General features: G+C 50.0%; 12 protein-coding genes, 1 pseudogene and 2 riboswitches. Of the genes and pseudogenes, 3 read left to right on the plus strand and 10 right to left on the minus strand.

What is annotated here, in order from left to right; translation table 11 throughout:
- Window positions 1–35: 35 nt before the first annotated feature.
- From V5P19_RS01865 to V5P19_RS01885, 5 genes are all read right to left on the minus strand, one after another.
- Window positions 36–1,502: an aspartate aminotransferase family protein gene (locus V5P19_RS01865; protein ID WP_334399586.1), complete on the minus strand. Its 1,467-nt coding sequence runs from the start codon at window positions 1,500–1,502 to the stop codon at window positions 36–38.
- Between the two features lie 18 nt (window positions 1,503–1,520).
- Window positions 1,521–2,897, minus strand: coding sequence for a diaminobutyrate--2-oxoglutarate transaminase (locus V5P19_RS01870; protein ID WP_334399588.1), 1,377 nt, complete (start codon window positions 2,895–2,897; stop codon window positions 1,521–1,523).
- A gap of 313 nt (window positions 2,898–3,210) precedes the next feature.
- Window positions 3,211–3,648: a hypothetical protein gene (locus V5P19_RS01875; RefSeq protein WP_334399590.1), complete on the minus strand. Its 438-nt coding sequence runs from the start codon at window positions 3,646–3,648 to the stop codon at window positions 3,211–3,213.
- Between the two features lie 9 nt (window positions 3,649–3,657).
- Window positions 3,658–3,879 carry a hypothetical protein gene (locus tag V5P19_RS01880; protein ID WP_334399592.1) on the minus strand — a complete coding sequence of 74 codons (222 nt, stop codon included), beginning with the start codon at window positions 3,877–3,879 and terminating at the stop codon, window positions 3,658–3,660.
- 194 nt (window positions 3,880–4,073) lie between these two features.
- Window positions 4,074–5,162, minus strand: a complete 1,089-nt coding sequence (locus V5P19_RS01885) for a YadA-like family protein (protein WP_334399594.1) — start codon at window positions 5,160–5,162, stop codon at window positions 4,074–4,076.
- 644 nt (window positions 5,163–5,806) lie between these two features.
- A riboswitch (TPP riboswitch) is annotated at window positions 5,807–5,903 on the plus strand.
- On the opposite strand from V5P19_RS01885, the pseudogene V5P19_RS01890 reads away from it, so the two are divergent.
- Window positions 5,900–7,169, plus strand: a pseudogene (locus V5P19_RS01890) (tyrosine-type recombinase/integrase). Its footprint overlaps the riboswitch before it by 4 nt.
- A gap of 44 nt (window positions 7,170–7,213) precedes the next feature.
- Here V5P19_RS01890 and V5P19_RS01895 read toward each other — a convergent pair.
- The 5 genes from V5P19_RS01895 to V5P19_RS01915 all read right to left on the minus strand — a co-directional run bounded on the left by V5P19_RS01895 (window position 7,214) and on the right by V5P19_RS01915 (window position 10,143).
- Window positions 7,214–7,636, minus strand: a complete 423-nt coding sequence (locus V5P19_RS01895; protein WP_334399596.1) for a hypothetical protein — start codon at window positions 7,634–7,636, stop codon at window positions 7,214–7,216.
- Window positions 7,617–8,141 (minus strand): hypothetical protein, encoded by a 525-nt coding sequence (locus V5P19_RS01900; RefSeq protein WP_334399598.1) that lies wholly within the window; start codon window positions 8,139–8,141, stop codon window positions 7,617–7,619. Before V5P19_RS01900 ends, V5P19_RS01895 begins: the two co-directional genes overlap by 20 nt.
- Before the next feature lie 60 nt (window positions 8,142–8,201).
- Window positions 8,202–8,978, minus strand: a complete 777-nt coding sequence (locus V5P19_RS01905; protein WP_334399600.1) for a PAAR domain-containing protein — start codon at window positions 8,976–8,978, stop codon at window positions 8,202–8,204.
- A 10-nt stretch (window positions 8,979–8,988) separates the two neighbouring features.
- A complete protein-coding gene (locus V5P19_RS01910) occupies window positions 8,989–9,507 on the minus strand; it encodes a hypothetical protein (RefSeq protein WP_334399602.1) in 519 nt (172 codons plus the stop codon).
- A gap of 234 nt (window positions 9,508–9,741) precedes the next feature.
- On the minus strand, window positions 9,742–10,143 hold the full coding sequence (locus tag V5P19_RS01915) for a hypothetical protein (protein ID WP_334399604.1): 402 nt from the start codon (window positions 10,141–10,143) through the stop codon (window positions 9,742–9,744).
- A gap of 271 nt (window positions 10,144–10,414) precedes the next feature.
- Window positions 10,415–10,511: riboswitch (TPP riboswitch) on the plus strand.
- Window positions 10,512–10,546: 35 nt separating this feature from the next.
- Between V5P19_RS01915 and thiM the strand changes: the two genes are divergently transcribed.
- Together thiM and thiD are read left to right on the plus strand one after the other, a co-directional pair.
- Entirely contained in the window at window positions 10,547–11,317 is a 771-nt protein-coding gene (gene thiM, locus V5P19_RS01920; RefSeq protein ID WP_334399606.1) for a hydroxyethylthiazole kinase, read from the plus strand.
- Window positions 11,314–12,114 carry a bifunctional hydroxymethylpyrimidine kinase/phosphomethylpyrimidine kinase gene (gene thiD, locus V5P19_RS01925; RefSeq protein WP_334399608.1) on the plus strand — a complete coding sequence of 267 codons (801 nt, stop codon included), beginning with the start codon at window positions 11,314–11,316 and terminating at the stop codon, window positions 12,112–12,114. Before thiM ends, thiD begins: the two co-directional genes overlap by 4 nt.
- Window positions 12,115–12,140: the final 26 nt, after the last annotated feature.

Raw genomic sequence — 12,140 nt, forward strand, 5'->3', positions numbered from 1 at the left:
AATAACCCCTCTCCCGGTGGAAGAGGGGCAAGGCGTTACTTCGCCAGAACTTCCGCTGCGGTACGCTCAACCAGAGACAGCAGGACTTGAATATCCTCCAGAGTCACGGTTGGGTTCAGCAGGGTCAGCTTCAGGCAGGTGATGCCGTTATGCTCGGTCACGCCGACGTTAGCACGACCGGACTCCAGCAGCGCGTCACCAATTTTTTGGTTCAGCAGGGCGATTCCCGCATCATCAAACTGCGTCTGTCCGCGGAAGCGGAACAGCACGCTTGCCAGCTGCGGCTGCATGACCAGCTCAAGAGCAGGCTGCTCTTTCACATAAGCCGCAACCTGCTGCGCCAGCGTCACGCCATGATCGATGATGGCAGCATATTGCTCCTGACCCAGTGCTTCCAGGCTCATCCACAGCTTCAGCGCGTCGAAGCGACGGGTGGTCTGCAGAGATTTGGACACCAGGTTAGGAACGCCGGCTTCTTCGTCGAACTCGGAGTTCAGATAGGCCGCCTGATAGCGCATCAGCTCATAGTGACGGGCTTCTTTCAGCAGGAACGCGCCGCAGCTGATGGTCTGGAAGAACTGCTTATGGAAGTCCAGGGTAATGGAATCCACCAGCTCGATACCGTCCAGATAGTGACGATACTGCTCGGACATCAGCAGCGCGCCGCCCCAGGCTGCATCAACGTGTACCCAGATATTCTGCTTCGCCGCCAGCTCAGCAATCGCACGCAGCGGGTCGATAGCGCCCGCATCGGTGGTACCCGCTGTTGCAACAATCGCCAGAATCTGTTCGCCGTTCGCGTTGCACTGTTCGATTTTTGCCGCCAGATCGGTCAGATCCATGCGGGAAAATTCATCCGTTTTCACCTGCACCACGGACTGGTAGCCCAGACCCATCAGCGCCATGTTTTTCTGCACGGAGAAGTGCGCGTTTTCGGAGCACAGCACGCGGATTTTACGCAGATCGCCAACCAGACCGTCCTGCTGAACGGAGTGACCCTGACGCGCGAAGAACGCATCACGGGCCAGCATCAGACCCATCAGGTTGCTCTGGGTGCCGCCGCTGGTGAAGACACCGGCGTCGCCAGCCTGATAACCCACGCGGGTACGCAGCCATTCGATCAGTTTGATCTCGATAATGGTCGCGGACGGGCTTTGATCCCAGGAATCCATACTCTGGTTAGTGGCGTTGATCAGCACTTCCGCTGCCTGGCTTACCACCAGGCTTGGGCAGTGCAGGTGCGCCACGCACTGCGGGTGATGAACGGACAAACTGTCTTTCAGGAAGAACTCCACGGCGCGTTCAATCGCCGCGTCGTTGCCCAGCCCTTTCGGGTTGAAATCCAGCTTAATACGGTCGCGCAGCTCCGCGACCGTTTTGCCCTGATACATCTCAGGCTGTTTCAGCCACTGCATCACAGCCTGAGTGCTTTGTTCAATCGCCTGCTGGTAAGCTTCAATGCTCTGTGCAGAGGAGAACAAAATTGGGTTTGAATCAGACATCGTAATCAACAACTCCGGTTACGCCGGGCGAACGCCCGCAGCAAGCAGCGCCTGCTCGAATTTATCCAGGAAGATTTTCAGCTCATCATCACTGATCAGCAGAGACGGCAGCAGACGCAGAACGATACCGTTACGACCGCCACGCTCCAGAATCAGACCGGCTTCGAAGCACTTCTTCTGAATCAGTGCAGACAGCTCGCCGTCGCCCGGGTAGCAGCCCATGTGGTCAGCCGCTTCGTGCGGCTTAACGATCTCAATACCGATCATCATGCCCAGACCGCGAACGTGGCCGATAACCGGGTAACGTTTCGCCATCTCGTTCAGCTGGCCTTTCAACCATTCGCCTTGTGCAGCCACTTTGCCTGCGATGTTCTGGTCTTTCAGGATTTTCAGCGTCGTCAGACCGGTTGCCATCGCCAGCTGGTTGCCGCGGAAGGTACCGGTGTGGTGACCTGGCGCCCATGCATCGAACTGCTTTTTGATACCGAGCACGGCCAGTGGCAGTCCGCCACCTACAGCTTTAGACATCACGATGATGTCTGGCTCGATGCCAGCGTGTTCGAAGGCGAAGAATTTACCGGTACGGGCAAAGCCAGCCTGAACCTCGTCGAGTATCAGCAGAATGCCGTGTTCCTGAGTCACTTTACGGATGCGCTGCAGCCACTCAGCCGGAGCCGGGTTCACGCCACCTTCGCCCTGAACCGCTTCCAGGATGACGGCAGCAGGTTTACGCACGCCGCTTTCTACGTCGTTAATCAGGTTGTCGAAGTAGTAGGTCAGCGCTTTCACGCCCGCTTCACCACCGATACCCAGCGGGCAACGGTATTCGTGCGGGTAAGGCATGAACTGGACTTCTGGCATCATACCGTCAACCGCTTCTTTCGGAGACAGGTTGCCGGTCACGGACAGTGCGCCGTGGGTCATACCGTGGTAACCACCAGAGAAGCTGATGATACCGCTACGACCGGTCACTTTTTTCGCCAGCTTCAGCGCCGCTTCAACGGCATCCGCACCGGATGGACCGGTGAACTGCAGGCAGTACTCTTTGCCCTGACCAGGCAGCAGAGAGAGCAGGTATTCGGAGAACGCGTCTTTCAACGGCGTAGTCAGATCCAATGTATGTAACGGCAAGCCGCTGGTAATGACATTTTGGATGCTTTTCAGCACATCAGGATGATTGTGACCGAGCGCAAGGGTGCCTGCGCCAGCTAAACAGTCAAGGTATTCTTTATTATCTGCATCGGTGATCCACACGCCATCTGCTTTCGTGATGGCTAAAGGCAGCTTGCGCGGATAACTCCTGACGTTAGATTCAAACTCGGCCTGACGGGCCAGATAGGTTTCGTTGCTTTTATGGGCATCTACGGTGTCAATACGGACTTTATCCGTCATCATATCACTCCTACAACCGCGGCTTCGTTATGCGCCACGATTGAATAAAAAGTTAAAAAACAGATGGGGGTGTCTAAAAAACGCCGCCAATATAGAGCCTTTTTACACGGGGCTCAATGGTTAATTTGTTTACTGTTTTGTTACATGGCGTGCGGGGGAGGGAATATCCCCCTTTTTAACAAAAAAGAGACAATGTCTCTGCAAGGAAAACAGCGGCTTACGCTATTTTTATTGCGACTGTAAAAGTAGCGGCCAGAGTGTTACAAATCGTGCCTTTTGCTGTGTGAAAAGGAGGCGAATTGCCTCCCTGAGATCGTTATTTCTGCGTGACCTGCAAAAGACCGTGGTCGCGACCTTTGGTGTTATTCCAGGACGCGCTATTAATACCATTTTCATCAAGGCTAATGGATATAACAAATCCGCTACCATGAATTTCAAAGAAATTAGCCTGTAGACGCTTAACGGAGGCCTTCTTGCCGTTCACCGTTGCGTTAAAAAAGCCGTTCGAAATCGTGGCATTAACGTTACCCGATGTAAAAGTCGCTTCTCGCATTGGATCGTGGATCTGTGTTGCCGACGGTTTTTGCGCGGCGTTTTCGGCTTTGGTTTTATGGATGTCACAAGAGCCATCGCCATCACTGACCTGAGTGCAACCCGAACGCTCGAGTTGCGCACGATAATGCGCGTTAATGGCATGGGCCGGCGTCGCTGCAAGCGCGAATAACAGCGTCATCAGGGCTAATTTCGTTTTCATCGCAATACCTTAATTGTGGTGAGGGTGTTTTGAGTGGGTATCGGCCGCTCTGGCCGCGTTGGCATAAGCTGCTGACAGAGACGCATTATTGATACCTTGCTGTCTCTGCTGTTCAGACAAATAACAGGTATCGTAGCTCACCCCTTTCGCGGTGCAATCCGCAATACGCTGGTCAGGCGAAACACAGCCTGCAAGCAACGTCGCGCTCATCATCATCATTAACTTTTTCATTTTCTTGCCTTATAAACTGCATAAGTAATATGAGACGTACATTACCCCGATCCAAATCCCAACAGAGATGAGCATCAAATAAAGCACAGCTGAGATAAATATATATTTGGACATGCTCTTGGCTATCATCGTAATTCTCACCAGATATGATCTGGTATTAAATAAATCACGTGTTATAAGGATGTGCTTTTTTGTTAAAAGCCCATTCCGACGCCAACGGAGGCGGCCATGTTATTCGCGGTATCATCTGAGAAGCTGACTTTCGCTATTACATGTGGAGTGAAGTTAACGGATGCACCCACAGCCAGCGCGCTTTCACCGTTATAGGTCGCACCCCCAGCAGAGAACATGACGCGCTGATTTGTTTGTACTTGCGGTAGACCCGCCATCGCCATGGCACCTGAAATCCCTGCATTTGCCTGCTTCTTGTTATTATCCACTTCATCATGTAATGATTTGAATTGCTGATTATTATTGTTGTTCATTGCTTGTAAGGTTTGCTTTGTGGCTTGCAGATCTTGAGCCGTGGTGGCAACGCTCTGGCTATTTGTAGCGACTTTTGCCTGTGTCGCGGTGTCTAGCTGCATTTTTGTTACGGTCGTGGTGACGCCATCTTTACCGTTGTTGCCCTTCACACCGTCGCGCCCACTTATTCCCGCGATGCCTTGCGAGCCCGTAGCGCCGGTATCTCCTTTGTCGCCTTTTCTCCCTGTCGCGCCGGTATCACCCTTATCCCCTTTAGCCCCCTCTTTTCCATCGGCACCGTTTGTTGGCTTTGGTGCGTTTTCGAGAGCATCAAGACGGCTATCCTGCACGCCGTTAACGTTTTGAATACTGATGATTGTATTACCGTTAGTGGCAACACTTTTTAAAGCAGCATCACCTTTTTGATTAGCGGTATCGGCAAGCGCACCCGCTAATTTAGCTTCGCGATCGACGTTTGATACATTGGCTGCCAGATTTCCTACGTCGCTATGCAGCGTGATAATGTCAGAACCGTTGACAACATTCTGTTGCAAAGCCTGGTCTGCTTTATCACCAGCGGTTTTGATTGCATCATCACGGAATACGTTCTCTTGCTTCATCGTGATAACAGCGCTATTAACATTGGAGGTACGATCGTAGTTATCCTGAATTTGATCGTAAATTTGTTGATTTAATTGTGTCTGAGTCCAGCCTAAATGATCCTGAACGTCGTCAGTACTGACAATAGCTGCCCGAGCGATATCAGTATAACCTGTTAACACAATACCCAACACAACAACAGAAATAGCAGATTTCATTAAAGGCTTCATTTGAAGAACTCACATCAATAACGTAATTAAAAAGATAGTTAAGCTGAACGTTTGTAATTTCATTGAGCAGGGGTGATACATAAATGTTTACTTTTAAACAGAGTAATTATTGCTCAAATCTTTTTTAGCAACGTGAATAAACTATCAATTAAAGCCAGTCTGATGATTTTGATCTAAATCATGCATGAGACCGATATTTTCAATGATTGGATGAAGGAGAGGTAAGCTTTATTTAATGTATACATTACCTCACGTAAGAATAGCGCTATAATGACTGAACGTTAACCTCTTGATAGGAATATAGATGTTCGAGAAGTTTATGATGTTTATTTTATTTTTTAATTTCATATGAAACATGTTTTTATGTCTTATAAAAGATCGGACGGTGCGAAAATAAAATGAAATAAAAACACTGTAAAAATGGAGAATAATGATTTTTTAAAATTCTATTAACAACTTTGGAACCACAATTAACGGGTTTCTAATAGAAATAGACTAAAGCATTAATAAACGCTTCCTGGTTGCCTGAATGACGCAACCAGTGATAAATCGAGACCCCTTGCACCTGAGCAGAGTCCCCGGTTACACATAAATATATGTATGTTGTTTCTTCGTAATTAGTTGTTTTATTAGTACTTTGACTCGGGTGTCCTTCTTTGTGAAGGCTGAGAAATACCCGTATTGCCTGATCTGGATAATGCCAGCGTAGGGGACCGAAATTCGACATGCTAATCATTGGATTTCATTTCTTTTTGTCCGTGCGTAATGCACTTGCGGTACAAAAGGGTATGTTCATGAGGTTATCGCAAAGCATGTGCTTTGATGATTAGCATCATTCCGCACATTCCTTTTGTTAAATCATTAGCTACGCCGCTCCTCGTGTTCGAATCATTTTTGTCTAATCTGATTGCGCCAGAACCCAAGGCTGTGAGAAATCCACTTTTGTCCCACCAGCAGATAGCTCCTCCTGTTGAAATCGTGGAATCTCAACCGCCAGCCGAACCGGAAAAAGTGCTAACCCTCTCGGATGCGTGGGCGATGTACAAAGACGAAAAGGGGCGAAACTGGACGAAATCGATCTCAATGGCAAATGAGCGTTACATGTAATTGTTGCTAACTGTCTTGCGAGGCGAAACTGATGTCGCGGCGATCACCAAACAGAGCATTAAACAGGTGATGGAGGTCGTTGAAAATCTCCCTAAGCGCGTTGTTCAGCCTTACCGCTCAATGTCCATTCATCAATTGATAGAATGTGATGACGTGCCACCGGATGATCTGGTTGGTGTTGAGGCCATCCATAAGCATCTCAAGATCTACAAATCACTGTTCAAAACTTTTCTTACCGAGGGCAAAGACATTCTGCCTAAATCGCCAACTGATGGCGTAGTGGCTGCGCCATCAAAAGCAAGATTTGGCGCATACAGCACGGCGGAGATGAAAAAGTTTGTTGGATGGGCGCTTAAGCAGCCTGATAACTGGCAAAAATGGATCACGTTATTATTGGCATATACGGGGGCGAGAAGAGGCGAGATAGGCAAACTGGAGAAGTCACAATTTAAATTCGACGAAGATAGCCAGCGCTACTATTTCCTGATTGCCGAAGGAGGCCAAGGGAAGACGGAGAATGCTACAAGACAGGTAGTTATTCATCCCAAGCTGATCGAATGGGGATTCATGGAATACGTTGATCGCCAGTGGAAAGAGCGGATCTTCTCAGAAGTGGCGGGTACAAACATGGCTAAGATCGGCAAGGTTTTTGCTGACCTACGAGATCAGCTTGGTATCCCGTATCTGGATGATTACGGACAACGGCGGTTACTGCATTCGATCCGCCACAGCGTCTGTTCATCTGCTATGGCTGGTTGGGTGAAAAACATTCTGTACCTACAGCAAACCGTAGGTCACGAGAAAAGCGGAGGGATCACTAAACGCTATTTGCATACGTTTCCCTTATCCTCTGTTTCTTATGTAATCGATGGTATTGATTGGGAGTGAATAAAATAGACAAGTTTTTCGCTTGGCTATTTATTTTACTTCCGTTAAATGAACGTTGGTAAATAGAAAGCTGATAACATCATGAATAGAAAAATAATACCGACGACAGAAAGCCGCACTTTTACACGTAACCAATCGGTGTACTGATTAGGAAGTTCTTTAATGAATCGGATTTGCTCATTATCCATTCCTCGCGTATGGAATGAGTTCTCTTTAAAGTATAATGCTTTAATAAAGAATGCATCACGCATAAACGAGAAAAAGAATCCCCCATCCTGATAAATTAAAACTTCTGCTGGTCTTGCTCCAAATTTATCGACAAATAGCGAGCAAAGGGTCATGAACTTTCTCTTGGTTAATTTGTCATAAATCACGTAAGAAACATAATTAATTATTCCGAGAATCAAAAAGATCCCAGCGATTTCAACTCGATGTATCGTCAGAAAATTAATTGCCGAAAACGTCATACAACTGTTCTCCGCCTAATTCCCCAACAGCACTTCCCACTGTGCTACCAGCGTACCCTAAACCAACACCTGCAATAACGGTACAAACAAGCCCGCCAACACCAGCAGTACCAACGCCTATTGCGACGCATAATGGTATAGCCCCGCCACCAGCGAGAACACCGCCACCTGTACCCAAAGCAAAACTACCTATCTCAGTATACTTTTTCTTGGTACATTCAGCTTCGCGACCAACAGAACATGCCTCATGGATTTCGTTAAGAGAATGGAGTCCGCTAAAACCAATGCCTAAATAACCAGTGTAACGCATTGCTTTTACGTATTTAGCTGCCCGTTCGATGTGGGTAGCATAACCTTCAATGTCACTGATCCCCGTTTCATTCCATTTGTGGGTAATAGAATTACTGGACAGGCCGAGTGCATTTTTTATTTTGGTATACTCTCCGAATTTCATAGCCTTATTCAGGAAGTTGACTTTGAGTATGGATTCAAGCTCTTTAAACAACTGGCTGCGTCGTACATAAAATTGTTCACCAATTAATGCACCACGTGTTAAGTAGGTGTTTTAATATGTTTCCTGGATCTCTTGGAGTATTTTTTCGATACTCTCAAAGTATTTTCCAACAGGATCAGCAGCAAGACCAATTCCTGTATCAGCGTAGCTGGTGAAATTAGCTATGGTAGCGTAGTGTTTGTGCAGTAAGTTAGCTTCCTCATGCGTCAAGGGGGCCAATGCTGCATCTACTCGCGCTTTCGCGGCTTTCATGTGGGCGATCTGTTCGTCGTCCTGCTTATTAGGATCAACCAGAAGCATAATCGAACCAGCTTTGTATCTTTCATCCGGGCCGTTCAGTGTAGAGAATAGTTCCTTTGCTCCTGCTGGTGGGGTGCCTGTGAATAACAAGCGTTGCCAGGCTTCTGTGGTGGCGCCATAGGGGAGAACGGCAAAACCAGCGTCTGTGCCTGTTTTCTTTTTCGCTGTCTGGGCGTGTTGTTCTGGTTCCTGCTGGGCTTGTTGCACCAAAGGTACAGCAGCGACTGCTGATTTAGCGCTCATGAATCCCGGATGACGTTCCCCAGTGAAGCCGGACATGGCGATCACAAAGTTATCTTTGCAGTGACATAAAACCAGGTCTCCATCACCCGCGATGAAACCCGCTTCGAGGAGTCCTGTATAGGTTGCATTGATTTCAAAAGCACCTTTGCAAACATCACACCATGCTTTATCACCAGCCCTCACCAATGGATTGTGGTCTTCATCAAAAATAGTTGATGAGGCAGAAACGATGTGCCCGTACCTCGTTTTATTACCCAGCTTTGCAAGTGTTCTTTGCGTTACCATCAGTGATCCCTCAGTGAGCAGTTTCTGCTGCCAACATTTTGTCTACTTCAAAGTTATCAACAAGAAATCCCTTTGCTGCTGGAATGCCACGACGTAGAACCAGTATTTCTGATCCCTGAGGGGTACTTGTTATTTCATCTCCATTGCTGAGACGACTGCCGACAAGAGCAACGCTACGGCGTGCGTTATTATGTTCAGCCTCTCCTGCACCACTGATTATTGTCGCCTCAGTACCCTCGGGATAAACGACTGCATCCTGAGTTTGAGCGACCCCGAGTTTTTGACCTGTGCTGATCTCGACTTCCGAAGTGGATGTTGCGGTTTTGAGTATGCCACCGTCACGAGTCAGACTTCCTTCAATCTCGATGCGAAAGATCTCGTTCACTGGATGCTGTTGGAGTTCGGTTTGCTGTTTAGTAATGAGTTCCTGCCATTGTTGACCCATTTCAGCAATTTTTTTATCACTGAACGCTGGTTTATCAAAAGATGAAAGAATTTCAGGGGTAGGATCGTTGTTGTACTGTTTCATAAGTCCCTTTACTGATTATAGAAATAATCACAGAGGTCATTTTACAAACAATAACCACATGCGCAACAAGCATTAGATCTAAGTGAAACTACATTTCGTAACAGAAGATTTGGGAGAGAGGGCGATGCTTTGCGCCATTAGTTGAGCTATTAAGCGCAATTTGAGCCTCTCCCGGTTTTTTACCCCGACAATACCCAGATATCAGGGACCAAGTGGCCCCGAAACGGGGGAGGTTTACGCCGCCAGCACTTTGTTAATGGTGGTTCTTGCTGCACCTGTGAGGCGATGGATCTCGCTCTTTGTCTTACCTGCTTCATACCATGCGCGGATCTGTTCGTGTAGCTTCTCATTTACTGGACGGCCCTTGTAAGCGCCCCCAGCTTTCGCTTTGCTGATACCCTCTGCCTGACGGCGGCGGTCTGTGTAGTCTTTACGGGCGGTTGCTGCCAGCATTTCTAACATCATACCGTTGATAGCTGCCAACATGGATTGCACAAGCTCCCCCTGTGCGGCTAATACAACGTGACTGGTAGGCAGATCGAGAGCTACCACCCGTAAACCTTTACTATCGATCTGGCTTTTCAGTGCTTCCCAATTCTCAGCGTTAAGACTGCTCAGGCGGTCTACTAGTTCCACTAACAGAATGTCACCTGGCGCGGCTATGTCTATCGGCACCGCTAAGCTAAGAGCACATCTAGGTAAATAGGTTTGTGAAGGCACCTTCAATTGTGCTATTGAGGCTGGGGAAACCCGGCCTTTTTTGTGTTCGGTGTTTGGTGCTATGAGCCACAACTTGGGACACAAGCTTGCACACAGAGCATTTTTTAGGGTTGAGTCTTTGGCTTTCCGCTGGCATGATCCAGAACAGGGATTAACGGGGCGTTAATCGCAACCTTTTGATTTTGTTTTATTTGACTCGGGGTGCCCTTCTTTGTGAAGGCTGAGAAATACCCGTATTACCTGATCTGGATAATGCCAGCGTAGGGAAGTCAGATGCCTTCCCGGTCATCGCTTCTTCACGCAAGGCAGGAGCGAAACCATGCAGCCTGACCTGCTCGATCTACACGTTTTACATCAGTTCCGAACCCGTTCCCCGCTCACGCACTGTATGACCAACGATGTCGTACAAACCTTCACGGCCAACGTGCTGCTCGCTCTGGGCGCTTCTCCGGCAATGGTAATTGAAGCCGAAGAAGCCGAACAGTTTGCCGCGCTCGCCGATGCGTTGCTGATTAACGTGGGCACGCTGACGTCATCTCGCGCCCAGGCAATGCGACGTGCGATTGAGCGCGCCGTGGCGGCAGGCAAGCCCTGGACGCTCGATCCGGTTGCTGTTGGGGCGCTGGCGTTTCGCACGCGTTTTTGCCATCAAATTCTCGCCCTCAACCCCGCAGCCATTCGCGGCAATGCCTCTGAAATTCTTGCGCTTGCCGGAATGAGCGCGGGCGGACGTGGGGTCGATACGACCGATACCGCTGCCAGGGCGTTACCCGCCGCGCAGGCGCTGGCGCTTCAGACCCATGCCATTGTTGTGGTCACGGGAGAGGTGGACTACATCACCGACGGGCAGCAAACCCGCACGGTAACGGGGGGCGACCCGCTGATGACTCGCGTCGTCGGTACGGGGTGCGCGCTCTCGGCGGTTGTGGCGGCGAGCTGTTCGCTGCCGGGTGACAGGTTAGACAACGTGGCAGCCGCCTGCGGATGGATGAAGCGTGCCGGAACGGCCGCTGTAGCGCAGTCCCGGGGCCCGGGCAGTTTTGCCAGCGCGTTCCTGGATGCACTCTATATGCTGGAGGAGCAGGCATGAAGCGGATTAACGCTCTGACCATTGCCGGTACCGATCCCAGCGGCGGCGCGGGTATCCAGGCTGACCTGAAAACCTTCTCCGCCCTTGGCGCATACGGCTGTTCCGTCATTACCGCGCTGGTGGCGCAAAACACGCGCGGCGTGCAGTCGGTCTACCGAATCGATCCGGATTTTGTTGCCGCGCAGCTGGATTCGGTGTTCAGCGACGTTCGTATTGATACCACCAAGATCGGCATGCTGGCCGAAACGGACATTGTGGAAGCGGTGGCCGAGCGGCTTAAGCGTTATCAGGTGCAAAACGTGGTGCTGGATACCGTCATGCTGGCGAAAAGTGGCGACCCGCTACTCTCCGCCTCCGCCGTGGAGACGCTGCGCACAAAGCTGCTGCCGCAGGTGGCGCTGATCACGCCCAATCTGCCGGAAGCCGCCGCGCTGTTAGGCACATCGCATGCGCAAACTGAACGCGAAATGAAAGCGCAGGGGAACGCGCTGCTGGCGATGGGCTGCGACGCGGTGCTGATGAAGGGCGGTCATCTTGATGATGCCGAAAGCCCGGACTGGCTCTTTACCCTCGATGGCGAAATGCGTTTTACCGCGGCGCGCGTGCAAACCATAAACACCCACGGCACGGGCTGCACGCTCTCTGCCGCGCTGGCGGCGCTGCGGCCCCGGCATGAAAGCTGGGCCGATACGGTGGGCGAAGCTAAAATCTGGCTCTCCGCGGCGCTGGCAAAAGCCGATACTCTGGAAGTAGGTCACGGTATTGGGCCGGTTCATCATTTTCATGCGTGGTGGTAACCCAGTATACTGGCAGGAAACACCAC

The organism is Enterobacter sp. UNJFSC 003 (assembly GCF_036903355.1).
In the GTDB taxonomy this organism is placed as follows: domain Bacteria; phylum Pseudomonadota; class Gammaproteobacteria; order Enterobacterales; family Enterobacteriaceae; genus Enterobacter.